Here is a 25635-nt window from a genome sequence, read left to right as displayed (position 1 = left end):
GTCGCCATTCAGCGGTTGCCCGCGGCGAAGGCCGGCAGGCTCTTCAAGTGCAGGTACACGGCCTGCACATCGGTGTCGTTCATTTCCTTCAGCGACAGGAATGGCATGACCTTGCTGACCTCGGTGCCGTCGGGGCGCTTGCCGGTCTTGAACATGGCGGCAAACGACTCGGGCGTGGCGTAGCGCGTCATCGCGCTGCCTTCGCCGGGTGTGAGGTTGGCGGCGGCCGGCCAGCCCGGCGGCGTGCCGGGAATCTTGCCGCCCGACAAGTGCGCGCCGTGGCAGCCGATGCACGAGTTGACGACGTAGGCACCGTGTTGTGTGCTCACCGTCTCGGCGACCGGCTGTGAAGGCGGCTGGCTGTGGTCGATGACTTCGGCGGCGTCGTGCATCACGCCGGCGGCGTACAGCGCCTTCACCATCGCAGGCATCTGCAGCACCGCGCCTTCGCCGTCGACGGCAGGCATCTGCCGCACGTAGGCGACCAGCGAGGCCAGGTCGTCGTCGGTGAAGCGCGCGTAGTCTTCGCTCGGCATCACGATGGCGGGCTTGCCGTTCGGCTTGATGCCGTGCCGCAGCGTGCGCACCCAGTCGTCGGCCTTGTAGCCTGCAACGGCGCTGCCTTTTCCGGGCGTGATGTTAGGCGCGCGGATGTGCATGCCCTTGCCGTCGTTGATGACGTCTTTGCCGGCACCGTTGACGGCGTGGCACTCGGTGCAGCCGCGCGACAGGTACAGGTAGCGTCCGCGCTCGATGCTCGCCGCGTCGCTGCGCAAGGCCACCGGCTGGATATTCACGTCGACGCTGCGCTGCATCTTGCGTTCGCCCAGCTGGGCGCCGACCGCGAGGGCCGCGGCGGCCAGCGCCGCCAGGCTCAGGAGGCCGATGCCGCCTCGCTTCAACCACTTGTTCACGTGCTTCTCCTTGTTATCGATGGAAGCCGGGTCAGGCGAAGTTCGCGAGACCGGCTTGCTGAGGCACGCCGACGGCGCGCGCGAGCTTGTTCCAGTCGCGGCTGTCGAGGTGCGGGCGCACGACGTCGATCACCGCGTCGAAGACGAAGGCCGGGGCCTCCTTCTTCATTTCAGCCAGCAGCCCGGCGCGTTGCACCGGGTTCAGTGCAGGCACCACCCAGCGCATCACTTCCATCGTGTCTTCGGGGGACACCGTGGCCAGCAGGCGGTTGTGGATGTCGGCCAACTCGGCGTCGCTGTAATGCGCCCACAGCGCGGCGTTGTTGGACGTTTCCTCGATGTGCATGTGCTGGAAGTTCTCGGCCACGAACAGCGCCAGGTGGCGGTACACGCGCAACGCCCTGGCCATGCGCTCGTCGCCGTCGACCGCCATCAGGGAACGTGCTTCGAGGCGCAGCGCTTCGATGCTTTGCAGGTGCTCCACGTGGTCGGCGATGGTGCGGCTGGCGGCGGCCGGCTGGCGTGCCTGGATGGCGGTGTGCAGGAACTCGTTTTCGTGGGCGACGTGCTTGACGCAGAAATTCAGCAGCGCCTCGAGCTGGCCCAGCGTGCGGGCCAGGTCTTCCACGTCGTACACGTCGACCCGGCCGATGCGCGACAGCGTGTCGCTCATGAAGGCGCGCAGGCCCTTGTGGATGGGCTGGTACATGTCGTAGCGCGGGCCGGCCGGGCTGGTGGCTTGCATGGCGGCGGCCGGGCGGGTCAGGGTCGATGTATTCATGGTGTTCCTTGGCGGTTGGCTTGTTGTGCAGCCGAACGAGCTTCGGCATGGGTTGGCAGTGTTCCGGGAAGGGGCGGGCCAGGCATCGCCTGAAGGAGCCATTGGCCCGTCTGGCGACGGGCCACCCCGAAAGGGGGATGCACGCCCTTTCGGGCGGGCCGTTCAGATCACCGGCCGCGGGGCTCGGCGGTGAACACGCTGGCCAGCAGCAGCGGCACGGCAGCGTTGTTGACGAACTGGAAGTCGGCCCCCGGCGGCACGACGAGCGTGCAGGGCGACTGGAAGCGCAGCGGCCCGCCGTCGACCAGCAGCTTGCCGCTGCCGGCCAGCACCAGCGCGGCAAAGGTGCCCTGGTGCTGCTGCACCGGCGTGTGAGCGCCGGGCGGCAAGGTGTGCATCCAGACCTGGAAGGCGTTCACGCCACACGCGGGGCCGATGGCACAGAAGCGTTGTTCACCGGCCTGCAAGGGGGGCTCGGTGTGTGCCGCCTGGTCGATCAGGTGGGCATGGTGGATAACGAACATGCGGCGCAGTGTGGGCAAGCCGGGCCGGTACGGCATCGCCCAAAAGAGCCATTCGGGCGTTGGTTTTGCGCAGTCAGCCGTGTTCCCGGTACCAGGCCGCGGCCTGGCCGCGCGAACTCAAGCCCAGCTTGTCGAGCACGTTGGCCACGTGGCGCTTGACGGTGTGCGGGCTCAGGTCGAACGCGCGGGCGATCAGCTTGTTGCTGTCGCCGGCGGCAATGCGCTTCAGCACCTCGAGTTCGCGTTCGCTGAGCTTGTCGCCGATCGGCGAGGGCGCAGGCAGGCCGACTTCGGCCGGCACGCTGCTCTGCAGCGACTGGGCGCGGTGCTGCCATTGCGCCAGCCGATCGCGCAGGGCTGCGGGCGCGGCGGCGCCCAGGAGCGAGAGGTCGGACAGCACCTGCACGCCGGCCATCAGCGGCGCACATTCCTGGTCGCCTTGGGCCGCCTGCAACAGCGGCATCAGCGCGGTCACGGCCTGTGCCGACCGGCCCTGTGCCAGCTGCGCGTGGGCAAGGCGCAGGCGCACCTCGATGTGCTGGCCGAAGAGCTGCAACTGGTTCTCGTGCGCCAGGGCCTGTTCGTAGCCGCTGCAGGCGTCGGCCCAGCGCTTCTCGGCCCAGGCCAGGTGCGGTGCAAGTGTGATGCGCTGCCGTGCCAGCAGGGCGGGCTCCCGCGCGCCACGCTGCAGCGGCACGCGTTGCTGCAGCTGGCGCAGCAGGCCGACCTCGCCGACCAGCAGCGCAATGCGCGCCTGGAACAGTTGGTAGTAGCCACGCCACACCGCCCGCCGGTCGCGGCTCAGCGGGTCGTCCAGGTCGTCGAGCAGGCCTTGCGCCGCCGCCAGCGCCGGTTCGCGTTCGCCGCGCCAGGCGTGCCAGAGCGCTCGCGTGGTGCGTGTGAAGGCGGCCACCACGAGGGGCGCGCCCAGCCAGCGCAGGTCTTCTTCGGCGGCTTCGAGCGCATGCAGCGCGGCGGGGAATTCGCCTTGCCACAGCAACGCGCACGCCTGCTCGGCCAGCACGCCGGCGCGCAGGCTGGTCGGCTGTTCGCTCACATGGCGCCGCGCACCGCGGGCGAAGCGCTTGAGCGTGGGCGCCATGCCGGGCAAGCTGATGAAGGGCGGCAAGGTGCGGCCACGGCTCCAGACCTCGGGGCGGTCGGCCCGCTCGAGGGCATCGACGCACAGGGCGTAGGTGGCAGGCACGGTGTCGACGGCACCGTTCTCCAGCACGTGCCAGGTCTGCAGCATGCGCACCAGGGCCAGCAGGTCGTCGGGCAGGGCTTGCTGCAGCAGCGGGCCGATCTGCTGCGCGGACTCTTCCATCCGGCCTTGGCCGCACAGGGCGACGGCGTGGTACGCGAGGCTGCGTTGCGCCGCGGTCTCGTCGCCTGCGAGGCGGTAGGCGTTCTCTGCACGCCGCATGGCGTCGGCCATGCGGGCGAAGCTCCAGTGCGCCCAGCAGGCCACGCCTTCGGCGAAATCGAGCGCCGGGGCCTGTTGCCGCCAGGCCGCAGGAAACTGGTCGAGCAAGCGCAACACGCTGTCGATCGCACCTTCGCCGATCAGGCCGGGAGCGGCTTCTTCGAGCACGGCCTGGGCGAGGCCGTATTCGCCCGCGCGCAGCAGGTAGCCGATGCGGCGCTGCGTGTCGGGCTCGGTGTCCGCGGCGCGGCGCAGCAGCTGCGGCAGTTCGCCGGGCGATTCGCGGGCGAGGCGGTCTTCGAGGCAGTCACGGAACAGCGCGTGTAGCGCGAGCGTGACCTCGCCGTCGTTCGCACCCGCGCCCTCCAGCACCGAGACGAAGAGACCGCGGGCCTCCGTGTCTTCGAGCAAAGCCTGCGCGTTGGCCTGGCCGGTGACGGCGGCGCAGCGCCTGGCCGACAACTCGGGCAGCACCGAGGAGCGCAGCAGGAACGACCGCAGCTCGGCAGGCAGCGCGTCCAGCACCTCGCTCACCAGGTAGTCGAATGCGTGGCGATCGGCAGCACCGCGGGTGCCTTGGCCGCCCGCGTTGMGGGCCAGCCGCAGGCCGGCAGCCCAACCTTGGGTGCGCTCCCACAGCGGCTCGATGCTCGCGCCGGGTTGATGCGCTTCGGCCAAGGCACGTGCCTCGTCGGGCGTGAAGCGCAGGTCTTCGGTGCGGAACTCGGCCAGCTCGCCCAGCGCGCGCAGGCGCGGCAGTGCAAGCGGCGGGTCGGTGCGGCTGGTGATCACGACCGTCCAGTGATCGGGCAGGCGCTCCAGCAGCAGATCGCACCAGGCGAAGACGGCAGGGTCGCCGATGCGGTGCGCGTCTTCGAGCACGATGAGGCCCGGTGCCTCGCTGCCGGCCAGCGCGTTGAGCACCGCATCGGCGGTGCGGCGCAAGGCATCGCGTTGCGGGCCGGCACCGCTCACGATGGCGTCGGGCGCCACGCGCCAGGGCAAGTCGAAGGGCTCGAGGGCCATGCACAGGCAGTCGAGCACGCGGTGCAGGTCGTCGTCTTCATCGGCCGACACCCAGGCCAGCGGCAGCGCTTCGGCCCGGCTGGCCATCGCACGGGTGAGCAGGGCGGTCTTGCCGAAGCCGGCTGGTGTGCACAGCAGCACCAGGCGTGCTCCGCTCAGGGAGGCAGTCAGCCGCTGTTCCAGTCCGGGCCGTGCGATCAAACCGCGGCGTGGCCGCGGCGGCTGGATCTTTGTGAGCGCGAAGCGGGTGGTTTGCATGGCCGGCGGCAGTTTATCGAAGGCGGCTTGGGCGGCAGAATGCTGGGATGCAAGCAACGATCCCGGCCCCGTCGTTCGCGCTCGCCAAGATCCAGCCGCCACGACCGCGGGCCAACCTGGTGGCGCGGCCGGTGCTGGAGCAGGCGCTGGGTCTCGCGCTGATGCAGCAGCGCCTGACGATGCTGCTCGCCCCGGCAGGCTATGGCAAGACCTCGGCCCTGACGCGCCAGCTCCGTCAATTGCCCGAGAGTTGCCTGCTGACCTGGGTGTCGGCCGACGAAGACGATCAGCTGCCGCGCTTTCTGGCGTGCCTGGCCAGCGCGCTCGAACCCTTCGACTTGCCCTGGCGCGTGGCCCCCGAGGCGCTGGCCTTGCTGTCGCAGGCTGAGCACGGGCTGCGCGACGTGGTGGCGGAGCTGGTCAACGCGCTGGCCGGTGCCGAGGTGGAGCGGGGGCTGATCGTGCTCGACGACGTGCACCGCCTGAGCGACCCGCGGATCTTCGACCTGTTGCAGGCGCTGCTGGGCCGGCTGCCATCACCCTGGGGCATCGTGATCGCGAGCCGCACGGAACCGCGCCTGAACCTGGCGCGCCTGCGGGCCGAGGGCGAGCTGGCCGAGTTCCGCCAGTTCGACCTGAGGTTCGGTCAAACTGAAGTCGAGGCCTTGCTGGCCTCGGCGGGCGATGCAAGTTCGCCCTCGGCGAGTGAGCTGCTGGAGCGCACCGATGGCTGGCCTGCGGGCGTGCGCCTGAGCTTGTCGGCCAAGGCGGGTGCGATGCGCGCCAACGCGCCCACGCAGCGGCACCTGTTCGACTACCTGGCGGCCGAGGTGCTGGACGACCTGCCCACGGAGTTACGCGGCTTCCTGTTGCGCTCGTCGGTACTGCCGGAGCTGACGGCAACGCGCTGCGCCCACCTGACCGGCGTGGCCGATGCGGCGCGCTTGCTCGAAGACATCGAACGCCGAGGCCTGTTTGCCAGCGTGATGGAAACCGACGTGTTCACCCTGCGTCTGCATGACCTCTTTCGCGACTTTCTGGAAGATCGGTTGCAGCGGGAACACGCCGACGAGTTGCCGCTGTTGCTGCGGCGTGCCGCCGAACACGAAACCGATCTGTCGCGAGCGGTGGGCTACCTGGCACGCGCCGGCGCGTGGGGTGACGCCACGACGGTGCTGGTCAAGCGTGCGCAAGAGCAGTTGAGCGTGGGAGCTGGTGCCACGCTCGAGCAACTGTTGATGCTCTTCCCGGCGACCGAGCTGGCATCGAGACCCGATCTGCAACTGGTGCGGGGCTTGGCGGCGTGGCCGCATTTCGACTGGGCAACGCTGCTCGATGCCATGCAGCGCGCCGCCGAGGGCTACGCTCGCGCGGGTCGCCATCGCGACGCGGTTTTGACGCGCACCAACCTGTGTTCGGGCTTGCAGCATGCCGGGCGGCTGGCCGAAGGCACGAAAGAGCTGGCGCATTTGCGTGCCCTCGAGCTGGACGATGCGGCCCGAGCCTTCGTTTGCTACACCAGCGCCTGGGACGCATTTGCCAACGCGCGCACTGAAGAGGTGGCGCCGATGTTCGGCGAGATGCTGGCCGCGCTCGAACGCACGCCGGCACCCATGCTGTGGAGCCAGTTCGCCACGCACGGCGTGTTCGTGGGCTTGCCCGGCATGCGGCCGCTGTCGACCGTTTTGCCATGGTGGCGACGCGCGTCTGCGGCGATGCGCCCACGCAGCTCCGGGCGGCGGTGATGCACATTCGCGCCTGGCTGGCGCTGGGCGCGGGGCGCCTGGACGAAACCGGGCAGTGGCTGGCGCGTGCCGAAGAAGATTGCCGCTGGCTGGGCATGCCGCGTATCGTGGTCACCGAGCACCGGCTGGCGCGCATGGTGTGGCTCGCGTTGCGTGGCGAGCGCGATGCGTCTCACGCCGTGGCGCGCGAGCTGACTGACGATCTGCGTTTTCACAGCCCGCTCAGCCACCGCCAGGTGCACGAGTCGGAGGTCTTGTTCGTGCACGCGCGCGCATGCTGGATATTGCAAGACCACGAGGCTTTGCGTGCGCTCGATGTCGAGCTGGAGCGTGCCGGCAATGCCTTTGAGTGGACGGCTGCGCCGAGCAACCGCGTGTTGGTCAAGGCCTTCGTCGCGCTGATCGATGGCCGGCTGGCCGAGTCGCAGGCCTTGCTGGAGCCGTTGGCGAACGACATCAACCGCTCGCTCTTCTACCCTGCCACGCAGGCGCGCCTGATGCTTGCCGATGTGCAGCTGCAGCGAAGTCAGATGGACGCGGCTGCTTCGAATCTGAAGACTTGGTTCGACGAGGTTCGTGCAGGCCAGGAGATCGGTGGCGCATTGCTCGCCGGTCCGCAGGTTCTTGGCCGTTTGCAATCAGCGCTGTGGGCAGGGCGCCTGGACAGCGAAGACGTGGCGCTGTTGTCACGGCTGGCCGGGATGCTGGCGCGGGGCTCTGCGGTCAATGCGCCACCGGTCAAGTCAGCAGGGATCGCTGGGCTAAGCGAGCGTGAGACCGAGGTGCTTGCGCGCATCGCCGCGGGCGACAGCAACAAGCTCATCGCCCGCGCCTTCGACTTGAGCCCGCACACGGTGAAGCGGCATGTCGCCAACATCCTGGGCAAGCTGGGTGTGGAAACGCGCGGCCAAGCGGCGGCGCGCTGGCGGCAGCACAGCCATTAGCGTCGGCGAAGGTGTTGTTCCCGGCGCGGCGACCGGTGAAGAACGATGGCGCGATCAAGCGTGGTCGCGAGCCCAGCCTGCGGCTTGGCCGCGCGTCGCGACGCCGAGTTTGTCGAGGATGTTGGCCACGTGGCGCTTTACCGTGTGCGGGCTCAAGTCGAAGGCACGGGCGATGAGCTTGTTGCTGTCGCCCGCGGCAATGCGTTGCAGCACTTCGAATTCGCGCGGGGTGATCTGCAGCTGGGTTGCGCTGGGGGTGGACAGGGCGCTGCTTGCCGTCGCGGTCGGGAGATGGCTGTGCAGGGCCTGCGCTGCGGCCAGCCATCGGCGCAGCAAGGCTTGCTCGTCCGCGTTGAACAAGGCGCTCCAGCGGGCACCGGCGAGTTGCTCCAATGCGCGCTGGCCGGCGGTGGCGGCCATGCCGAATTCGGCGCTGTCTTGCAGCCGCGCCAGGACAGGTCGAAGCACCCGCGCGGAGTCGTCGAGACGATGGGCTTCGGCAAGCGCACTCGCCAGGCGCAGGCGTGTCTCGACCGCCTGACCGTAGAGCTCGACGCTGATTTCGCATTCCAGCACCTGGGTCCACGCCGCGCATGCATCGGCCATGCGGCCCTCGGCGACGGCGATGTAAGCATCTGCCGCCGCGCGTGGGCCCCGTGGCAGAGCCCATCGCGGATCGTGGCGCGTGGCTTCCAGTTGCTGGTTCATCTCGCGCAAGGTGGCTTCATCGCCTGCAATGGTGGCGATGCGCTGCGCGTAGTGCACCGCCCGCGCCAGGTAGCTGGTGTGCCGGCCGCTCAGGGTTCGGGCCATGTCGATCAGCACCCTGGCCGCGGCGCATGCGCCTGCGGCGTCGCCTTGCAGCGCGAGCAGCATCGCGCTGAGCACATGCAGCTGCCAGCGCAGGTTGTTGGGTTGGCTCAGCCAGCGGCAGTCGGACTCGGCGCGCGCAAGGGTGTCCGACACATCGGACCAGCGCGCCGACCACAGGTGCAGCCAACCTTGCGTGACCTGCGTCATGCCGCTCAACGGGATAGGTTGTTCCGGCAAGCGCCGCTGCACGCCTGCCACGTAGCGCAGCATGGACTGGCGCATACCCGGCAGTCCGACGTAGCCGGGGACGGGAGAGCACTCGTACCAGAGCTGCAGGCTGTCCATGCGCTCGAGTGCGTCCACCATGCGGGTCCAGCTCTCGGCCAGCCGGTGGAGGTCGCGCGGTTGCGCGAACAGGCTCGCCACCAGCAGCGTGCGGCACAGCGTGTCTTGTTCGAGGGGCAAGGCCAGCAGGGCGTCGACGTGTTGTTGCGCCTGCTCGTCTTCGTCGTTGCCGCCGTAGGCGACGCAGACGTAGCTGAGCGCGCGTTGGCGCATGGGTTCGTCACCCAGGGCTGCGAAGCCATCAACGGCTTTCAGCGCGGCTTCACGCATGGACGGCCAGTCCCACTGCGCCCAGGCGGTGATGCAACGCGAAAGTTGCAGCTGCGGCGAGCTGGCGCGGAATGCCGCCGGGAACTGGCCCCACAGGCGCAGCACCAGGTTGATTTCGCCGCGCACCAGCAGCTCGGGTGTGAGGCTGCTCAACTCGCGTTCGGCAGCGTGCCAATCGCCGGCGCGCAGCAGGTAGCCCATGCGGCGTACCGGGTCGCTCTCGCTCTGCGCCGCGCGGACGAGCAGCTCGGGCAACTCGCCGGGGCTTTCGCGGCGCAGCCGGTCGTCGAGGCAGTCGCGAAACAAGTCGTGCAGGCGCAGCGTGTACACCTCGCTGTCGAGCACGCTGGCGAAGAGGCCGCGGCGTTCGATCTCTTCGAGCCAGTGCGCTGGGCGCTCGCTGCCGCTGACGATCTTGCATCGCTCGGCGGTGAGTTCCGGCAGCACCGAGCAACGCAGCAAGAACTGGCGCAGCTCGTCGGGCAGGTCGTCGAGCACCTCGCTGGCCAGGTAGTCGAACACGTGTCGATCTCGCAGGCTGCCGGCCCGTGGAGCGCCATGCCGGCCCGAATCGCTGAGCACGAGGCCCAGCCCGGCTGGCCAGCCTTGCGTGCGCTCGTGCACGGCACGAACGAGTTCGTCGGACGAGTCGGCTTGGCGCAGTTGCATGAGCGAGCGCACGTCGTCCGGGCTGAAGCCGAGCTCGTCCTGGCGCAGTTCGACACAGTCGCCTTGGGCACGCAGCCTGGCCAGCGCCAGGGGCGGGTCGGTGCGGCTGGCCACCACGAGGCCCCAGTGCGCGGGCAGGCGTTCGAGCATGGCGTCGATCACGTCGAACAGGGTTGGGTCGGTGATGCGGTGCATGTCGTCGAGCACCAGCAGGCCGCGCGCTACGTCGGTCGCCGCGAGGGCGTTCACCAGCGCGACGACGAAGGCCTGGCGGCTGCTGCGCTGGCCGTCTTGCATGGCGGCGATGAGCGCGTCGGGCGACGAGCGCCATGGCAGGTCGAAAGGTTCCAGCGCCGCAACGATGCAATGCGCCACGCGGCTCAGGTCGTCGTCCTCATCGAGCGCCACCCAGGCGGCCACGGTGCCTTCGGGCAGGTGGCCGAGCTGTCGCGTGAGGGCCGCTGTCTTGCCATAGCCCGCCGGCGCGCTGATGAGGGTGAGACGGGCGCTCGCGAGCGCGTCGCCGAGGCGGTGTTCGAGCCCGGGCCTTGCGATCAGTGCAGACCGCAGCCGCGGCGGCTGGATCTTGGTGAGCGCGAAGGTCTGGGCGGACACGTTACGACAAGGAGCCGCAGGGCCGTCCCGAAGCTCACTTAGCCCCGTGGAGGGCGGTTTCCCCGTGCGGAGTCCTGCGGGCTGGGTGCATCAGGCAGATCGGCCTTGCGGATGCGCACGGCCTTTCTTTTCTCCGGTTCGGCCACCGGCGGCGCAGCGTGCGTGGCAATGAGCGCTTCTTCAGGGGTCAGCAAGGCGCCTTCGGAGTGAACGGGCGCCGTGCCTTCCTTGATGACGTGGGTGTAGGGCGCGAGGATGCTTACCATCTGCGCGTACACCTTGGGGTTGCCGGCCACCACCTCGCGCTGGTACATGAAGTCGGACTCGCCGGTGAAGTTGCCGATCAGGCCACCGGCCTCAGTGATCATCAGCGACGCGGCAGCGATGTCCCAGGGGTTGAGGCCGGTCTCGAAGAAGCCATCGTAGTAGCCGGCAGCGACGTAGCAGAGGTCGAGCGCGGCCGCGCCGGGGCGGCGCACGCCGGCGCAGTTCTGCATGATCTCGCTGAACATCTTCACGTAGCGCTGGAAGTTGTCGCCCTTGCGGAACGGAAAGCCGGTGCCGATGAGCGAATCGGACATGCGTGTGCGCTTGGAGACGCGCAGGCGCTTGTCGTTCAGGAAGGCGCCGCGGCCCTTGGAGGCATAGAACAGGTCATTGCGCGTCGGGTCGTACACCACCGCTTGCTGGATCTGGTCGCGGAAGGCGAGGGCGATGGACACCGCGTACACCGGGAAGCCGTGGATGAAATTGGTGGTGCCGTCGAGCGGATCGATGATCCACACGTATTCGCTGTTCTTCGCGCCGTGCGTGCGGCCCGACTCTTCGGCAAGGATGCCATGGCCGGGGTAGGCGGTGAGCAGCGTTTCGATGATGACCTCTTCGGCCTTCTGGTCCACCTCGGTCACGAAGTCGTTGGCCGACTTGGTGCTCACCTTGACTTGTTCGATGTCGAGCGAAGCGCGGTTGATGATGTTCCCCGCCTTTCGTGCCGCGATGATGGCGACGTTGAGCATGGGATGGAGCGCTTGCGACATGGGAAGTCCTGGAAAAGGGAAGAGGTGGGCCGACAGTGAGGAAAGAGCGACGCGACTGACGGCCCCAAGGCCGACGCATTGCGTCGGCCGCCCCCCGAGGGGAGTTAAGGAAACTTGGGGCGGCCCAGCGTTTCCTTGGAAAAGTCAGCACGGATAATTGAATTTTAACCGGCCGCCCATGGACGACACCCGCTTCATCCTCTTGAACACCAGCCACCCCGGCAACGTGGGCGCGACGGCGCGGGCGATGAAGGTCATGGGCTTTCGCGACCTGGTGCTGGTGGCACCGCGCTTTGCCGATGTGCTGGTGCAGGAGGAGACGGTGGCCATGGCCAGCGGTGCCGCCGACATCCTCGTGCGTGCCCGGGTGGTCGGCACGCTGGCCGAGGCGCTCGATGGCGTGACGTTCGCCTGCGCCACCGCCATGACGCCGCGCGATTTCGGCCCGCCGACGCACGCGCCGCGCGAGCTGTTCGCGACGCTGGCGAGCACTGACCACCGTGTCGGCTTCGTCTTCGGCTCCGAGCGCTTCGGCATGAGCAACGACGACGTGTACCGCTGCCACGCCTGCCTGAGCATCCCCACGCACCCCGACTACGGCTCGCTCAACCTTGCACAGGCGGTGCAGTTGCTGGCCTACGACTGGCGGCAGGCATTGGGCGGCTTCGGTGTCGCGCCGCGCACCGCCGAAGCGACTGCGGCCGATGCGGCCGCCGTTCAGGGCCTGCTCGACCATTGGCAGCAGGCGCTCGCCGCCATCGGCTTTCTCGACCCGGCCTCGCCGAAGAAGCTGATGCCGCGGCTGAACCAGCTGTTCAACCGTGCGCAGCTCAGCGACGACGAGGTGCACATCCTGCGCGGCGTGGCGCGCGCCATGGAGCGGTCCGCCGAAAAGCCCCAGCTGCCTCGCGGCCAGCAGGAATGAAGGTGCGCCGCTAAACTGGCTCGCCCGACACACTCGGTTCCACCATGTTCCAGCGCCTACGAGAAGACATCGCCTGCATCCTGGAGCGCGACCCTGCCGCGCACTCCGCCTTCACGGTGCTGACGTGTTACCCCGGCCTGCATGCGCTGGTGATGCACCGCTGGGCGCACGCCTGCTGGACAGGTGGCTGGCGCTGGCTCGGGCGCTTCATTTCGCACCTGGCGCGCTTCTTCACCGGCATCGAGATCCACCCCGCCGCGGTGGTGGGCCGCCGTGTGTTCATCGACCACGGCATGGGCGTGGTGGTGGGTGAAACCGCCGAGATCGGTGACGAATGCACCATCTACCAAGGCGTCACCCTCGGCGGCACCAGCTTGTACAAGGGCAGCAAACGCCACCCGACGCTGGGCCGTGGCGTGGTGGTGAGCGCCGGTGCCAAGGTGCTGGGCGGTTTCACGGTCGGCGACGGCGCTACCGTGGGCTCCAACGCCGTGGTGCTGAAGCCGGTGCCTGCCGGTGCGACGGCCGTCGGCATCCCGGCTCGCATCATCGAGAAGCGCGCGGATGCCCTGCGTGAAGAAGTCTCGGCACGCATGGGTTTCTCAGCCTACGGGGTGACGCAGGGCGACGACCCGGTGGCGCTCGCGATGAAGGGCCTGATCGACAACGCATCGGGCAATGCCCACCAGATCGCGATGCTGTGGGCCGCCATCGAGAAGCTGTCGTCGATCAAGGACGACTGTGTGCCGAACGATGCGCAGAAGACGGAAGCCTTCGACGCCGAGAGCCTCACTCAGCTGATGAAGTAGCGATTGCCAGGGCCGGGGTGTTCTTGCGCAGCAGCGCCGCGAACTCCTCGGCCACGATCGGCTTGCTGAAGTAATAGCCCTGCATCTCGTCACAGGCCTGGTTGCGCAGGAAGGTCTGCTGCTCGATGGTTTCTACGCCTTCGGCCACCACGGTAAGGCTCAGCGTCTTGCCCATCGCAATGATGGCGCTCGTGATGGCGCGGTCTTCTGAATTGGTAGCCAGGTCGCGGATGAAGGATCGGTCGACCTTCAGCGTGTCGATCGGGAAGGTCTTCAGCTGGCCGAGCGACGAATAGCCCGTGCCGAAATCGTCGATCGCCAGTCTCACGCCCATCTGCTTGATGGCGGTGAGCAGCTTGATCGCCCGCTCGATGTTGTGGATCAGCATGCCCTCGGTGATCTCGAGTTCCAGCAGGCCCGGCGCCATGCCGGTTTCGCGCAGGATGGTGGCGATGTCGTCGAGCAGGCTTTCGTCGGCGAACTGGCGCACCGACAGGTTTACCGCCATGTTGATCGGCGGCAATCCCTGGCGCTGCCAGGCCACGTTCTGCTCGCAGGCGGTTCGTAACACCCAGCGGCCGATGTGAACGATGAGGCCCGTCTCCTCGGCGATCGGGATGAACTTGATGGGCGAGACCGAGCCCAGCTCGGCGCTCTGCCAGCGCAGCAGGGCCTCGACGCCGGTGATCGCGCCGGTCTTGAGGTCAAGCTTGGCCTGGTAGTTGAGCGAGAGTTCTCTGCGGTCCATGGCGCGGCGCAGATGGGTCTCGATGGTCAGGCGCTCCATCGTCGCCGAGCTGATCTCGCGCGAGTAGAACTGGAAGTTGTTCTTGCCTTCTTCCTTGGCGAAGTACATCGCGCTGTCGGCGTTCTTCATCAGCGTCTGCTCGTCTTCGCCATCGCTCGGGAAGAGGGCGACGCCGATGCTGGCCGTGACCCGACATTCCTGGCCGGCCAGCACCATCGGCTTGATGGCCGCTGACAGCATCTTGCGCGCGACGGTGGCCGCATGCTCGCGGTCGCTGATCTCCTGCACCAGCACCACGAACTCGTCGCCGCCCAGGCGCGCGATCACGTCGCTCGCGCGCAGCGCCTGCTTGAAGCGCGCGGTGATCTCTTTCAGCATGGCATCGCCCGCCTCGTGGCCGAGCGTGTCGTTGATGAACTTGAAGCGGTCGAGGTCGATGAACATCACCGCGAAGTCGCGCTTGTAGCGTGCCGCGGTGGGGATGGCCATGTTCAGAAGGCTGCTGAACATCATGCGGTTGGGCAGGCCGGTGAGGCTGTCGTGGCGCGCCATGTGGTGGATGTGTTCTTCGGCCACCTTCTGCTCGGTGATCTCGCGCGAGATGCCGCGGTAGCCGGTGAAGTTGCCGGCTGCGTCGAACACCGGCTCGCCGCTCATGCTGATGTAGTAGGCGCGGCGGCCCGGCGCCACGCGTTGCATGATCACGTCGCGAAACGACTGGCGTGCCCCCAGTTGGTCGCGAAACGCATCCCAGCCGCCGGCTTCCTGCACCTGCAGCGTGCTTTCCCAGATGCGCCGGCCCATCAGCGGGTTGGGCCGGCCGTCTTCGCTGGCGTGGCGGCTTTCGAGGCGCGTGAAGCGATGCTCGGTGTCCCACTCCCAGTACCAGTCGGACGAGAGATTGGTCATCGCACGGAAGCGCGATTCGCTGTCGCGCAAGGCCTGGTCGATCTTGTGGCGCTCGGTGACGTTGCGCAGGATGCCGCGAAAGCCGGTGGGCTTGCCGTGCTCGTCCTTCACCAGCAGCACCGAGCCTTCGACGTCGATCACGCTGCCGTCCTTGTGCAGGTACTGCCACGACTGGCCCGACTTGGAGACGCCGGTGCGATAGACCTCGTTGAAGGCGCTGAACACCACCGCCGCCATCTCGGGCGTCTGCCGGTTGCGATTGTCTTCACCGACGCGGTAGTCGTACTCATAGCCCAGCATCTGCGAGAACGCCGCGTTGTGATAGACCGGCTTGCCGCGGGTGTCGACCTCGTAGTAAGCGTCGTCCAGGCTCTCGAGGATGTTGCGGAACTTCTCTTCGCTGCGGCGCAAGGCCTCTTCGGCGCGCTGGCGCTCGGTCTCGCGCTCGAAGTTCTTCAGCGCGAAGACGATGTTGCGTGCCATGCGCTCGAGCAGCGCGACGATGTCGTCGCTGAAGGCATTGAGTTCACGCGAATAGAACAGCATGACGCCGAAGGCATGGTCGTCGAGCGTGATCGGAATCGCTGCACCTGCGGCAACGCCAGCCTTTTGCGCGGATTCGTGCCACGGTTTCGTGCGCTCGTCGCGCACGAAGTCATTGCTGATTGCAGAGCGGCGCAGGCGATAGGCCTCGCCGACCAGGCCGCGGCCTTCGGGCGTCGCCTCGTCGACCGAGATGCGCACTTCGCGCAGTTGCTGCGCGGCCACGCCGGATGCCGCCTCGACCTTCAGCCATGCGGTCCCGACATCGGGCGAGGTGACGGCCGCGGTCGGGAACTTTCGCCCATCGACGGCCGCGTCGCAGACGCGCTGGAACAGTTCGGCCGGCGTCTTGGCGTAGAGCAAGGCCTCGTTGGTGGCCCCGAGCACGGCGTACATCGAGGCCAGGCGTTGGTCGGCGGTCTCGACAGGATTCATCGCCGTGTCTCCAGAATTTTTTCTAGGGTCGCGGCGTGCGTTGCGCCGATTTGGGCCTGAAGGCTTTGCAGACCTTGTCGTCGGTTTCGAGGTAAGGCCCGCCGATCAGGTCGATGCAGTAGGGCACCGCGGCAAAGATGCCGGGTGCGGGCGGCTGCGCTTGCGGCAGCCCTTCCAGCGTTTCGGCAATGGCCTTGGGCTGGCCGGGCAGGTTGATGATGAGCGCGTGCCCGCGGATCACCGCCACCTGCCGCGAGAGGATGGCCGTGGGCACGAAGCGCAGGCTGATCTGGCGCATCTGCTCGCCGAAGCCCGGCATTTCCTTGTGGGCCACGGCCAGTGTGGCTTCGGGCGTCACGTCGCGCAGGGCCGGGCCGGTGCCACCGGTGGTGAGCACGAGGTCGCAGAGAGCCGTGTCGACCAGCTCGCACAAGGTGGCGCTGATCGTGGGCTGCTCGTCGGGGATGAGCCGGGTTTCCCACTCGATGGGGTTGCGCAATGCGCGCGACAGCCAGTCTTGCAGGGCGGGAATCCCCTTGTCCTCGTACACGCCAGCCGACGCGCGGTCGCTGATCGACACCAGGCCTATCCGCACGCGGTCAGGCACGCTGCCGATTGGCGGGCTGTCACTCATCGTCGACGGCCTGCGCCTTGATGAACTGGAACAGCTCGCGGTAGGCGCGCCCGCTGCGCTGCTCGGGCGCGGCTGCGGCGTCCTTGCGAGCGGCGCGAATGAGGCTGCGCAGCTGCTGCAGGTCGCTCGCGGGGTGCTCTGCCGTCCAGCGGGTGAGCGCGTCGTCGCTGGCCAGCAACTCCACGCGCCAGCGCTCGGTTTCGTGCAGGGCAAGCGAGTCTTTCGCGCGGCCGAGTTGCATGGCGGCCACGGCTTCGCGAATGGGCTCGACGTCGTCCTTGCGCATCAGCTTGCCGATGTACTGCATCTGCCGGCGCTTGCCCTCGTGCGTCTTCGTGCGCTTGTATTCGGTCACTGCGTCGCGCAGGCGCTCGGAGATGGGCAGGTCGACCACGCGGTTGTCGGGCAGGGCCACCAGCGCTTCGCCCAGGGCCTGCAACTCGTGGCTGTCCTTCTTGAGCTGCGTCTTGCTCGGGCGGTCGTAGAACTCGCCGTCGTCGCTGTCGGCAGGAGGGGGAAGTGAGGATGGGGTCGGCATAGGTCGCAGCTATGATAGCCGCGGCCCTTGTTCGAGAGGGCTCTACACGGGTCGCCGACGCGTGTACTACACCACTGAACGCAGCTGCGCATGACCCCATCCCAGTCTTCCCACTCCGGTTTTTCGTACACCCGCGAAGCCTTCCAGCAACTCGTCGAAGACGCGTTGTCGATGGCCAAGTCACTGGGGGCCAGCGACGCGGGAGTCGAGGTGTCGGAGGGAGCAGGGCTGTCGGTGTCGGTGCGCAAGGGCGAGATCGAGAACGTCGAGCGCAACCGGGACAAGTCGATGGGCGTCACCGTCTACATCGGCCAGCGCCGCGGCAACGCGAGCACGTCCGATTTCTCGCGCGTGGCGCTCGAGCAAACGGTGCGCGCGGCCTATGACATCGCCCGCTTCACCGCCGAAGACCCGGCCGCGGGCCTGCCCGACGAGGCCGACATCGCGCTCGGCGAGGCGGCCACGCTCGATCTCGATCTGTTCCACCCCTGGGGCATCAACGCAGCCGAGGCGGCCGAGTTGGCCATGCGCTGCGAATCGGCGGCGCTGACCGTCGATAGGCGCATCACCAATTCCGAAGGCGCGGGCGTATCGGCGCAGCAGTCGCATTTCTTCGCCGGCAACACCCGTGGCTTTCGCGGTGGGTACCCGAGTTCACGGCATTCGCTGTCGGTGGCGCCGATTGCTTCCTTGCCGGGCAAGGGCGGCGACGACATGCAGCGCGATGCCTGGTACAGCTCGATGCGCTCGCCCGACGAACTGGCAGCGCCCGAGGCCGTGGGCCGCTACGCCGCCGAGCGCGCGTTGTCCCGATTGAAGTCGCGCAAGATCAAGACCTGCGAAGTGCCGGTGCTGTTCGAGTCGACGCTGGCTGCCGGTTTGTTGGGCGCCTACGTGCAGGCCACCAGCGGCGGCTCGCTGTACCGCAAGTCCTCCTTCCTGCTCGACAGCCTGGGTCAGCAGGTGCTGCCCGAGCACATCGACATCCATGAAGACCCGCACGTGCGTGGCGCCAAGGGCAGCGCGCCTTTCGACGACGAGGGCGTGACGACCAAGGTGCGCGACGTGGTGAAGGGCGGCGTGGTGCAGGGCTACTTCCTGTCGAGCTACTCGGCGCGCAAGCTCGGCATGCGCACCACCGGCCATGCCGGTGGCTCGCAGAACCTGAAGCTCACGAGCCGCCTCACGCAAGTCGGCGACGACCTGGAGGCGATGCTGCGCAAGCTCGACCGTGGGCTCTTCGTCATCGAACTGATGGGCCAGGGCGTGAACTACGTGACCGGCGACTATTCGCGTGGCGCGGCCGGCTTCTGGGTGGAGAAGGGACGCATCGCCTGCCCTGTGCACGAGATCACCATTGCCGGCAACCTGCGTGACATGTTCAAGCACATCACCGCGGTGGGCGCCGATGCCTACACCATGGGCACCAAGTCCATCGGCTCGGTGCTCATCGAGCGGATGAAGATCGCCGGTTCTTGAACCCGGCGGCTCCCGGGAGCCTGGTCGGGCATTGGGCTTCTACTTAGAGGCGCCCGCTCGCGGCGCCCTAAAATCGCCGGCTTCCTGGGCTGGCAATGCACGATCGCCGGTCTGACAAGAACACCCCGCAGACTCTGGAGACGTCAGATGAAGTTCCGCATGATCCGCACACAACAACTCGTGGCAGCGATGCTCGTCGCCGGCGCTTTCGGCGCGGCAACGGCTGCCGATATCAAGATCGGCGCGGCCGAGGCCTTGTCCGGCGCGGCCGGCCAGTACGGTGCTTCCATCCGCAACGGCTTCGAACTGGCGGTCGAAGAGATCAACGCTGCCGGCGGCGTCAAAGGCAACAAGATCGCGCTGCAGATCGAAGACGAGCAGACCAAGAAAGAGCAGGCCATCGACGTCTTCAAGAAGCTGATCTTCCAGGACAAGGTGCTGATGCTCTTCGGGCCGACGCTCTCCAACTCGGCGCAGGCTGCCGACCCGATCGCCCAGGCCGCCAAGATCGTCGTGTTCGGCACCTCGAACACGGCCGACGGCATCACCTCGATCGGTGACTATGTGTTCCGCAATTCGGTTACCGAAGCCGACGTGCTGCCCGAGACGCTGCGCGTGGCCGTCAAGCACACCGGCCTGAAGAAGGTCGCCATCCTGTATGGCAACGACGACGTGTTCACCAAGAGCGGCTACGACGCCTTCAAGAAGGCGCTCGACGACCTGAAGATCCCCGTCACCACGACCGAGAACTTCGCCAAGGGCGACGTCGACTTCAAGGCCCAGCTCACCAAGATCAAGGCCAGCGGTGCCGATGCGATCGTGCTGTCGGCGCTGATCGCCGAAGGCGCACCGATCATGGTGCAGGCGCGCCAGCTCGGCATCGATCTGCCGGTGATCGGCGGCAACGGCATGAACTCCGTCAAGATCTTCGATCTGGCCAAGGAAAAGTCGGACAACCTGTGGGTCGGTAGCCCCTGGTCGCTGAACAACCAGACCAAGGAGAACCAGCACTTCGTGGTGGCGTACACGCAGAAGTACAAGTCGGCCCCCGATCAGTTCGCTGCACAGGCCTATGACGCGATGAACATCGCTGCGCAGGCCATCGGCAAGGTCAAGCTCACGGGTAAGCTCGAAGCCGATCGCACGGCGTTGCGCGACGCGCTGCCCTCGGTGACGTGGACGGGTGCCACCGGCCCCTTCAAGTTCCGCCAGGCGAAGACGAAGGACGGCAAGCCCGCCGGCTACGACGCGCAGCAGGCGGCCATCGTCAGCGTCACCAAGGGTGGCAAGTACTCTATCGAGAAGTGACGGCCTCTCGGCCGACGAGTACGTCGGCCGATCCTCAATGCCGCCCGGCTTGGGGCGGCCCGGCGCTCAGTCGGCTCGCGCTTGTACCCAGTTCTAGAAGTCCCGAGATCGCCTGAATGCTCGAACAACAACTCGTCAATGCCTTGTCGCTCGGGAGCGTGTATGCGCTCTTCGCGCTGGGCTTCACGCTGATCTTCGGCGTGCTCGGCGTGATCAACCTGTCGCACGGCGCGGTGTTCATGCTGGGTGCCTATGCGGCGCTGCAGGCGGTGGTGAAGCTGCACCTGCCGCTGTGGGCGGCGCTGATTGCCGCGCTGTTGTTCAGCGGCGTGGTGGGCATGCTGATCGACGTGCTGGTGCTGCGGCCGCTGCGCAAGCGCAACGCGCCGCACCTCATCCCGATGATTGCGACCATCGGCATCGGCATCTTCTTCAACAACGCGGTGCAGGGCATCTTCAGCGCCGACAACCAACGGTTTCCGTCCGATCTGTTGCCAGACCAGCAGGTGTACTTCGCGGGCGTGCAGGTCAGCGTGCTCGAGATCGCGATCATCGTGCTCTCGTTCGCGCTGATGGGCGCGCTGTTCTTCATCATGAACCGTACGCAGATCGGGCGGGCGCTGCGTGCCATCGCTGAATCGCCGAAGGCGGCGGCGCTGCTCGGCATCAATGTCGAAGGGCTGTTCCTGCTGACCTCGTTCACCGCAGCGGCGCTGGGCGGTGTGGCGGGGGTGCTGATTGCGCTGTACTCCAACGCGGTGTTCCCGCTGATGGGCCAGCCCATCCTGCACAAGGGCATCGCGGTGATCATCCTGGGCGGCATGGGAGACATCCGCGGCGCGTTGGTGGGGGCGATGTTTCTGGGCTTTGCCGAAGTGCTGTCGGTGGCCTACATCGGCTCGACGATGCGTGATGCGGTGGGTTTTGGCCTGCTCTTCCTTGTGTTGTTGCTGCGTCCACAGGGACTCTTCGGCAAGGTGCTTGAGCGCAAAGCATGACCGAGTCCTTCGACAACTTCTGGGCCATCTACAGCAACCTGGTGCTGACCATCGGCATCAACGGCTTGCTGGCGCTGTCGATCTATCTCACGCTGTCGTGCGGCCTGCTCGCGATGGCGAACGCAGCGTTCATGGGCATCGGCGCCTACACCGCGTCGCTGCTGACGATGAATGCCGGCGCGCCGTTCAGCGTGGCGCTGCTGGGCGGCATGGCGGCGCCCACGCTCGTGGCGCTGGTCATCGGTGCCCCCACGCTGCGTCTGTCGGGCGTCTACCTCGCGATGGCGACCCTCGGCTTCGGCGAGGTGGTGCGCGTGGCCATCCTCAACGCGGAGTCGTGGACGGGTGGGGCGCTCGGGCTCAACGGCATTCCGCAGTCCACGCAGTGGTGGCATGTGGTTGCCTCGCTGGTGATCGTGCTGCTGGCGCTTTGGCGCCTGCGCCGCTCGCGCATCGGCCGCGCTTTCGAGGCGATCAAGGAAGACGGCGTGGCCGCATCGCTGATGGGCATTGGCGTGCTGTCGCACAAGATGCTGGCGTTCACGCTGGGCGCGGCCATCGCCGGGCTGGCCGGTGCGTTGAATGCGCACCTCACCTTCTTCATCGGGCCGAGCGAGTTCGGTTTCGATCGAGGGGTGGACATCCTCACGATGACGATCTTGGGTGGCACCGGCGGGTTGACCGGCCCGGTGCTGGGAGCGGCCATCATCACGCTGCTGCCTGAGCTGCTGCGCTCGCTGAAAGACTTCCGCACGATGGTGAACGGGATCATCCTGGTGGTGATCGTGCTGTTCCTGCCGCGCGGGTTGTGGGATCCGCTGCGGTTCAAGCAGTGGTGGGCTCGGCGCAAGGCCGTGGCTGCATCAGGAGAGAAGCGCTGATGCTCAAGCTCTCTAACGTGTCGAAGAAGTTCGGCGGCTTGTCGGTGCTGCAGGACGTGAGCTTCGAGGTGCCGGCCGGCAAGGTGTTCGGCCTGATCGGCCCGAACGGTGCCGGCAAGACGACGGTGTTCAATCTCGTCACCGGGCTGGTGGCGCCCACCGGCGGCGGCATCCACTTCGAAAGGCAAAGCCTGCCCGGCATGAAGCCGCACCAGATCACGCGCCTGGGGCTGGGCCGTACCTTCCAGAACATCCGCATCTTCAAGGAGATGACGCTGCTCGACAACGTGATCGTCGGCATGCATGCGCATCTGAACTACGGTGTGCCGGCCTTCATGCTTTCGCTGCCTGGCTTTCGAAAGCAGGAACAGCAGGCGCGCGACAAGGCGCATGAATTGCTGTCGTGGATGGGCCTCACCCACAAGGCCGATGACATTGCCGACAACCTCTCGTACGGCGAACAGCGCAAGCTCGAACTCGCTCGTGCCTTGGCCACCGAGCCCAAGATGCTGCTGCTCGACGAGCCGGTGGCCGGCATGAACGCCAGCGAAAAGACCGAGCTGATGGCCGAGATCCAGCAGATCAAGAAGCGTGGCTACACCATCTTCATGATCGAGCACGACATGCGCTTCGTGATGGGCCTGTGCGAAGAGATCGCGGTGCTCAACTTCGGCCGCATCATTGCGCAGGGCACTCCGGACGAGATCAAGAACAACCCAGATGTGATCGAGGCCTACCTTGGGCGCGAAGATGATGAGCCGGTGACTGGGGTGATCACATGATGCATCCCCGTTGCTGCGCGGCCGGAGCGCCGGGCCGCCCCAAGCCTGGCCGCATCCCCCTGGGGGATCGTCGAACGTACCCGTTGGACGAGGGGCTGTCATGACTGCGCTGCTCGAAGTTTCGAACCTGCAGGTGGCGTACGGCCACATCGAAGCGGTGCAGGGCATCGACTTCCAGGTGGAGGCGGGCGAAATCTGCTCGCTCGTCGGCGCGAATGGCGCCGGCAAGTCGACCACGCTGCTGGCACTCTCGGGGCTGGTCAAGCCCAAGGCCGGCACGATCCGTTTCGAGGGCGAAGACCTGGCAAGGCTGAAGACGCACCAGATCGTCGAGCGCGGTCTCGTGCAGGTGGCCGAGGGCAGGGCGATCCTCACGACTCTGACCGTGCGCGAGAACCTGGAACTCGGTGCCTATCGTCGCAAGGACAAGGCGGCCGTCGCGTCCGACCTGGAACGCGTGCTGACGCTGTTCCCCCGGCTCGAAGAGCGCCTGGGTGGTGTGGCCGGCAACCTGTCGGGTGGTGAGCAGCAGATGCTTGCCATCGGCCGTGCACTGCTGGCCAAGCCGCGCCTGCTGCTGCTCGACGAGCCGTCGATGGGCCTTGCGCCGATCATCGTGCAGGACATCTTCCGCAAGCTGCGTGAGATCAACAGCGAAGGGCTGACGATCTTCCTGGTCGAGCAGAACGTGCGCCAGGCACTGAAGATTGCCCGGCACGGCTACGTGCTGGAGAACGGGCGGATCGTGTTGCAAGACACGGGTGCGAAGCTGCTGCACGATCCCAAGGTGCTGGCGGCTTACCTCGGCGGCTAACGGTGCCGCTTTAGTCGCGCCGATGAACCCGACGACCGTTCAGATCGCCGCGGCGGTGTTGTTTGCGCTGGCGCTGCTGCATACCTTTTCGACGTCCATCTTCGTGCGCTTGGCGCGGCGCTATCCGCGGCACGAAGGCAGCTTCCATCTGCTGGGCGAGGTGGAGGTCGTGTTCGGGTTCTGGGCGCTCGTGCTGGTGCTGTTCATCTTTGCGGCGGAAGGCTCCCAGAAGGCCACGGCTTATCTGGATGGCTGCAATTTCACCGAGCCCCTGTTCGTGTTCGCGATCATGGTGGTGGCCGGGAGCCGGCCGATCCTTCGGTTGGTGGGACTGTGCGTGGATGTCGTCGCGGCGGTGATGCCGATCCCCCGCTCCCTGGCGGTGTACTTTCTGGCGTTGTCGCTAATCCCCTTGCTGGGTTCCTTCGTTACCGAGCCAGCGGCGATGACGTTGGCCGCCCTGATGTTGCGCGACCGCGTGTTCAGCGGTGCGCTGCCGCAGCGCGTGAAGTACGCAAGCCTGGGAGTGCTGTTCGTCAACGTGTCGATCGGCGGCACGCTGACCTCGTTTGCGGCGCCGCCGGTGCTGATGGTCGCAAGCAAATGGGGTTGGGACAGCGCCTTCATGCTGTCCACCTTCGGTTGGAAAGCGGCGCTCGCCGTGCTGGTGAATGCAGCCGGGGTCTCGCTGCTTTTCGGGCGCCACGTCGTGCGCAGTCAGCCGGCACCGACTACCGCACCACTGGAGATTCGGCCGATCGCGCCGATGCTGGTGTGCTCGCTCTTCCTGGTCGGCATCGTGATGTTTGCGCATCACCCGCCGGTGTTCCTGGGGCTGCTGCTGTTCTTCCTGGGGTACAGCGCTGCCTATCCGCGTCACCACGACGCGTTGATTCTGCGCGAAGCCTTGCTGGTCGCCTTCTTCTTGGCCGGTTTGGTGGTGCTGGGCGGGTTGCAGCAATGGTGGCTGCAGCCCTTGCTCGTCAGCATGAGCCCAAAAGCGGTGTACTACGGCGCCACCGCGCTGACGGCCGTGACGGACAACGCCGCGCTGACTTACCTCGGTTCGATGGCCGAAGGGCTGAGTGACGAGTTCCGCTATTCGCTGGTGGCCGGGGCGGTCACCGGTGGCGGGTTGACGGTCATTGCCAACGCACCCAACCCTGCCGGGTTCTCCATCCTGCGCCATGCGTGTGATGGGGGCACGATCGACGCGAGGTGGCTGTTCATTGCTGCGTTGGCACCGACGCTGGTGGCCATCGCAGCGTTCCGCCTGCTCTGAAGGCGGTTGCGGTGGCTCAGCTACCGGTGGCTGCGTGGTACAGCTTGCCCGAGCGCGCACCGCTGCGGCAAAACGCGAGGATCGGCCGAGGCAACTGGCTCAGCAGCTCACCAAAGCGTGCAATTTCTTCGGGTGACTGGTAGGCGCCATTCACTGGCAGGAAGGCATAGCTCAGGCCGGCGGCCTGAGCTGCTGCCTCGATCTGCGCGCTGGTGGGCTGGGAGGGGCCGCCTTCGAAGTCCGGGCGGTTGTTGATCACACTCTTGAAGCCGTTTTGCGCAGCCCAGGCCATGGCGGCCGGTTCAAGTTGGGGCGCCACGCAGACATCGGGGCTGAGTTGCTGAACTTGCGGTGCAGTCATGGAATGTTCCTCAGCGGGTCAGGGCTTGTTTGACGGCAGCCGACACCATGCCCATGTCGGCCTTGCCTGCGAGTTGGGCCTTCACGGCGCCCATCACCTTGCCCATGTCGCCGGGGCCGGTGGCGCCAACGTTGGCGACGATCTTGGCCACTTCGGCCGCAACTTCTTCGGCGCTCAGCCGCTTGGGCAAATAGCCTTCGAGCACGGTCAGTTCGGCGGTTTCCTTCTCGACCAGGTCGGGGCGGTTGCCGGCGGTGAACTGGGTGATCGAATCGCGGCGCTGCTTGATGAGTTTGTCGATGATCGCGATCACTGCGGCGTCGTCGAGTGCCACGCGCTCGTCCACTTCCTTCTGCTTGAGGGCAGCGAGCAGGCCGCGGATGGTCAGCAAGCGCGCTGCATCCTTGGCGCGCATGGCGGTCTTCATGTCTTCTGTGATCTGGTCTTTGAGGCTCATCGTGTGCTCCGCTGAGGGTAGAAACGACAAAGCCCGCAGGGCGCGGGCTTCGGATGCTTGAGCGCCGGGGGGCGTTCAGTACATGCGCTTGGGCAGTTGCATGCTGCGAATGCGCTTGAAATGGCGCTTCACTGCTGCAGCCTTCTTGCGCTTGCGCTCGGCCGTGGGCTTCTCGTAGAACTCGCGGGCGCGCAAGTCAGTCAGCAGGCCCAGCTTTTCAATCGTGCGCTTGAAACGGCGCAGAGCCACGTCGAACGGCTCATTCTCTTTGACGCGAATAGAAGTCATAGATCCAGAAGTTGATGCGCTCGGTGTTCGCCCGGTGTCTCTGGTCGGAGGTTCCGGAATCCAGCCTGAGGCTTGGA

Annotated in this window: 23 protein-coding genes; 11 read left to right on the top strand and 12 right to left on the bottom strand. The window is 66.8% G+C overall.

What is annotated here, in order from left to right; translation table 11 throughout:
* Window positions 1-8 precede the first annotated feature (8 nt).
* From AC1DYS_RS23495 to AC1DYS_RS23480, 4 genes are all read right to left on the bottom strand, one after another.
* Entirely contained in the window at window positions 9-914 is a 906-nt protein-coding gene (locus AC1DYS_RS23495) for a c-type cytochrome (protein WP_477903632.1), read from the bottom strand.
* A gap of 31 nt (window positions 915-945) precedes the next feature.
* Entirely contained in the window at window positions 946-1695 is a 750-nt protein-coding gene (locus AC1DYS_RS23490; RefSeq protein ID WP_477903630.1) for a hemerythrin domain-containing protein, read from the bottom strand.
* A gap of 167 nt (window positions 1696-1862) precedes the next feature.
* A complete protein-coding gene (locus tag AC1DYS_RS23485; RefSeq protein WP_477903628.1) occupies window positions 1863-2255 on the bottom strand; it encodes a cupin domain-containing protein in 393 nt (130 codons plus the stop codon).
* Window positions 2256-2292: 37 nt separating this feature from the next.
* Window positions 2293-4929 (bottom strand): helix-turn-helix transcriptional regulator, encoded by a 2637-nt coding sequence (locus tag AC1DYS_RS23480; RefSeq protein ID WP_477903626.1) that lies wholly within the window; start codon window positions 4927-4929, stop codon window positions 2293-2295.
* 47 nt (window positions 4930-4976) lie between these two features.
* Between AC1DYS_RS23480 and AC1DYS_RS23475 the strand changes: the two genes are divergently transcribed.
* Together AC1DYS_RS23475 and AC1DYS_RS23470 are read left to right on the top strand one after the other, a co-directional pair.
* Window positions 4977-6674 carry a winged helix-turn-helix domain-containing protein gene (locus tag AC1DYS_RS23475; protein WP_477903624.1) on the top strand — a complete coding sequence of 566 codons (1698 nt, stop codon included), beginning with the start codon at window positions 4977-4979 and terminating at the stop codon, window positions 6672-6674.
* Window positions 6620-7618, top strand: a complete 999-nt coding sequence (locus AC1DYS_RS23470) for a helix-turn-helix transcriptional regulator (RefSeq protein WP_477903622.1) — start codon at window positions 6620-6622, stop codon at window positions 7616-7618. The genes AC1DYS_RS23475 and AC1DYS_RS23470 overlap by 55 nt, the downstream gene beginning before the upstream one ends.
* 54 nt (window positions 7619-7672) lie before the next feature.
* On the opposite strand, the gene AC1DYS_RS23465 is transcribed toward AC1DYS_RS23470, so the two are convergent.
* Window positions 7673-10330, bottom strand: coding sequence for a helix-turn-helix transcriptional regulator (locus tag AC1DYS_RS23465; protein ID WP_477903620.1), 2658 nt, complete (start codon window positions 10328-10330; stop codon window positions 7673-7675).
* Between the two features lie 38 nt (window positions 10331-10368).
* Window positions 10369-11367 (bottom strand): inositol monophosphatase family protein, encoded by a 999-nt coding sequence (locus AC1DYS_RS23460; protein WP_477903618.1) that lies wholly within the window; start codon window positions 11365-11367, stop codon window positions 10369-10371.
* Window positions 11368-11545: 178 nt separating this feature from the next.
* Here AC1DYS_RS23460 and AC1DYS_RS23455 point away from each other — a divergent pair, with 178 nt between their 5' ends.
* Window positions 11546-12292 carry an RNA methyltransferase gene (locus tag AC1DYS_RS23455; protein ID WP_477903616.1) on the top strand — a complete coding sequence of 249 codons (747 nt, stop codon included), beginning with the start codon at window positions 11546-11548 and terminating at the stop codon, window positions 12290-12292.
* A gap of 44 nt (window positions 12293-12336) precedes the next feature.
* On the top strand, window positions 12337-13101 hold the full coding sequence (gene cysE / locus AC1DYS_RS23450) for a serine O-acetyltransferase (protein WP_477903614.1): 765 nt from the start codon (window positions 12337-12339) through the stop codon (window positions 13099-13101).
* On the opposite strand, the gene AC1DYS_RS23445 is transcribed toward cysE, so the two are convergent.
* The 3 genes from AC1DYS_RS23445 to yjgA are packed head-to-tail and all read right to left on the bottom strand — an operon-like array spanning window position 13082 to window position 16908.
* Window positions 13082-15736 carry a bifunctional diguanylate cyclase/phosphodiesterase gene (locus AC1DYS_RS23445; protein WP_477903612.1) on the bottom strand — a complete coding sequence of 885 codons (2655 nt, stop codon included), beginning with the start codon at window positions 15734-15736 and terminating at the stop codon, window positions 13082-13084. The two genes, cysE and AC1DYS_RS23445, sit on opposite strands and share 20 nt — an antisense overlap.
* A gap of 22 nt (window positions 15737-15758) precedes the next feature.
* Window positions 15759-16370 (bottom strand): molybdopterin adenylyltransferase, encoded by a 612-nt coding sequence (gene mog, locus AC1DYS_RS23440; RefSeq protein WP_477903610.1) that lies wholly within the window; start codon window positions 16368-16370, stop codon window positions 15759-15761.
* Window positions 16363-16908, bottom strand: coding sequence for a ribosome biogenesis factor YjgA (gene yjgA, locus AC1DYS_RS23435; protein ID WP_477903608.1), 546 nt, complete (start codon window positions 16906-16908; stop codon window positions 16363-16365). The genes mog and yjgA overlap by 8 nt, the downstream gene beginning before the upstream one ends.
* 90 nt (window positions 16909-16998) lie before the next feature.
* Here yjgA and pmbA point away from each other — a divergent pair, with 90 nt between their 5' ends.
* The 7 genes from pmbA to AC1DYS_RS23400 all read left to right on the top strand — a co-directional run bounded on the left by pmbA (window position 16999) and on the right by AC1DYS_RS23400 (window position 24452).
* On the top strand, window positions 16999-18387 hold the full coding sequence (pmbA, locus tag AC1DYS_RS23430) for a metalloprotease PmbA (RefSeq protein ID WP_477903606.1): 1389 nt from the start codon (window positions 16999-17001) through the stop codon (window positions 18385-18387).
* Window positions 18388-18534: 147 nt separating this feature from the next.
* Complete coding sequence (locus tag AC1DYS_RS23425) at window positions 18535-19695, top strand: ABC transporter substrate-binding protein (protein WP_477903604.1); 1161 nt, start codon at window positions 18535-18537, stop codon at window positions 19693-19695.
* 116 nt (window positions 19696-19811) lie between these two features.
* Window positions 19812-20693: a branched-chain amino acid ABC transporter permease gene (locus tag AC1DYS_RS23420; RefSeq protein ID WP_477903602.1), complete on the top strand. Its 882-nt coding sequence runs from the start codon at window positions 19812-19814 to the stop codon at window positions 20691-20693.
* Window positions 20690-21574 (top strand): branched-chain amino acid ABC transporter permease, encoded by an 885-nt coding sequence (locus tag AC1DYS_RS23415; RefSeq protein WP_477903600.1) that lies wholly within the window; start codon window positions 20690-20692, stop codon window positions 21572-21574. Before AC1DYS_RS23420 ends, AC1DYS_RS23415 begins: the two co-directional genes overlap by 4 nt.
* A complete protein-coding gene (locus AC1DYS_RS23410; protein ID WP_477903598.1) occupies window positions 21574-22356 on the top strand; it encodes an ABC transporter ATP-binding protein in 783 nt (260 codons plus the stop codon). Before AC1DYS_RS23415 ends, AC1DYS_RS23410 begins: the two co-directional genes overlap by 1 nt.
* Before the next feature lie 100 nt (window positions 22357-22456).
* Window positions 22457-23170 (top strand): ABC transporter ATP-binding protein, encoded by a 714-nt coding sequence (locus AC1DYS_RS23405; protein WP_477903596.1) that lies wholly within the window; start codon window positions 22457-22459, stop codon window positions 23168-23170.
* A 22-nt stretch (window positions 23171-23192) separates the two neighbouring features.
* Window positions 23193-24452, top strand: a complete 1260-nt coding sequence (locus tag AC1DYS_RS23400; RefSeq protein ID WP_477903816.1) for a putative Na+/H+ antiporter — start codon at window positions 23193-23195, stop codon at window positions 24450-24452.
* 16 nt (window positions 24453-24468) lie between these two features.
* Here AC1DYS_RS23400 and AC1DYS_RS23395 read toward each other — a convergent pair whose 3' ends face one another.
* The 3 genes from AC1DYS_RS23395 to rpsU all read right to left on the bottom strand — a co-directional run bounded on the left by AC1DYS_RS23395 (window position 24469) and on the right by rpsU (window position 25558).
* Window positions 24469-24813: a protein tyrosine phosphatase family protein gene (locus AC1DYS_RS23395; RefSeq protein WP_477903594.1), complete on the bottom strand. Its 345-nt coding sequence runs from the start codon at window positions 24811-24813 to the stop codon at window positions 24469-24471.
* Between the two features lie 10 nt (window positions 24814-24823).
* Window positions 24824-25270 carry a GatB/YqeY domain-containing protein gene (locus AC1DYS_RS23390; RefSeq protein WP_477903592.1) on the bottom strand — a complete coding sequence of 149 codons (447 nt, stop codon included), beginning with the start codon at window positions 25268-25270 and terminating at the stop codon, window positions 24824-24826.
* 75 nt (window positions 25271-25345) lie between these two features.
* The gene (rpsU, locus tag AC1DYS_RS23385; protein WP_047484337.1) at window positions 25346-25558 is read right to left on the bottom strand and encodes a 30S ribosomal protein S21; all 213 of its coding nucleotides are present in this window, start codon (window positions 25556-25558) and stop codon (window positions 25346-25348) included.
* Window positions 25559-25635 lie beyond the last annotated feature (77 nt).

The organism is Rhizobacter sp. P2_G4, assembly GCF_056403575.1.
This window is presented reverse-complemented; position numbering and strand designations above follow the sequence as displayed.

What these genes read in the sequence shown, in the direction of transcription:
- AC1DYS_RS23455 (WP_477903616.1), top strand. Translation starts at nt 11,546, where the DNA reads ATGGACGACACCCGCTTCATCCTCTTGAACACCAGCCACCCCGGCAAC.
- AC1DYS_RS23490 (WP_477903630.1), bottom strand. Translation starts at nt 1,695, where the DNA reads ATGAATACATCGACCCTGACCCGCCCGGCCGCCGCCATGCAAGCCACC.
- AC1DYS_RS23470 (WP_477903622.1), top strand. Translation starts at nt 6,620, where the DNA reads ATGGTGGCGACGCGCGTCTGCGGCGATGCGCCCACGCAGCTCCGGGCG.
- AC1DYS_RS23410 (WP_477903598.1), top strand. Translation starts at nt 21,574, where the DNA reads ATGCTCAAGCTCTCTAACGTGTCGAAGAAGTTCGGCGGCTTGTCGGTG.
- AC1DYS_RS23420 (WP_477903602.1), top strand. Translation starts at nt 19,812, where the DNA reads ATGCTCGAACAACAACTCGTCAATGCCTTGTCGCTCGGGAGCGTGTAT.
- AC1DYS_RS23485 (WP_477903628.1), bottom strand. Translation starts at nt 2,255, where the DNA reads ATGCCGTACCGGCCCGGCTTGCCCACACTGCGCCGCATGTTCGTTATC.
- cysE (WP_477903614.1), top strand. Translation starts at nt 12,337, where the DNA reads ATGTTCCAGCGCCTACGAGAAGACATCGCCTGCATCCTGGAGCGCGAC.
- rpsU (WP_047484337.1), bottom strand. Translation starts at nt 25,558, where the DNA reads ATGACTTCTATTCGCGTCAAAGAGAATGAGCCGTTCGACGTGGCTCTG.
- AC1DYS_RS23475 (WP_477903624.1), top strand. Translation starts at nt 4,977, where the DNA reads ATGCAAGCAACGATCCCGGCCCCGTCGTTCGCGCTCGCCAAGATCCAG.
- AC1DYS_RS23390 (WP_477903592.1), bottom strand. Translation starts at nt 25,270, where the DNA reads ATGAGCCTCAAAGACCAGATCACAGAAGACATGAAGACCGCCATGCGC.
- AC1DYS_RS23445 (WP_477903612.1), bottom strand. Translation starts at nt 15,736, where the DNA reads ATGAATCCTGTCGAGACCGCCGACCAACGCCTGGCCTCGATGTACGCC.
- AC1DYS_RS23425 (WP_477903604.1), top strand. Translation starts at nt 18,535, where the DNA reads ATGAAGTTCCGCATGATCCGCACACAACAACTCGTGGCAGCGATGCTC.
- mog (WP_477903610.1), bottom strand. Translation starts at nt 16,370, where the DNA reads ATGAGTGACAGCCCGCCAATCGGCAGCGTGCCTGACCGCGTGCGGATA.
- AC1DYS_RS23415 (WP_477903600.1), top strand. Translation starts at nt 20,690, where the DNA reads ATGACCGAGTCCTTCGACAACTTCTGGGCCATCTACAGCAACCTGGTG.
- AC1DYS_RS23400 (WP_477903816.1), top strand. Translation starts at nt 23,193, where the DNA reads ATGAACCCGACGACCGTTCAGATCGCCGCGGCGGTGTTGTTTGCGCTG.
- pmbA (WP_477903606.1), top strand. Translation starts at nt 16,999, where the DNA reads ATGACCCCATCCCAGTCTTCCCACTCCGGTTTTTCGTACACCCGCGAA.
- AC1DYS_RS23395 (WP_477903594.1), bottom strand. Translation starts at nt 24,813, where the DNA reads ATGACTGCACCGCAAGTTCAGCAACTCAGCCCCGATGTCTGCGTGGCG.
- AC1DYS_RS23405 (WP_477903596.1), top strand. Translation starts at nt 22,457, where the DNA reads ATGACTGCGCTGCTCGAAGTTTCGAACCTGCAGGTGGCGTACGGCCAC.
- yjgA (WP_477903608.1), bottom strand. Translation starts at nt 16,908, where the DNA reads ATGCCGACCCCATCCTCACTTCCCCCTCCTGCCGACAGCGACGACGGC.
- AC1DYS_RS23460 (WP_477903618.1), bottom strand. Translation starts at nt 11,367, where the DNA reads ATGTCGCAAGCGCTCCATCCCATGCTCAACGTCGCCATCATCGCGGCA.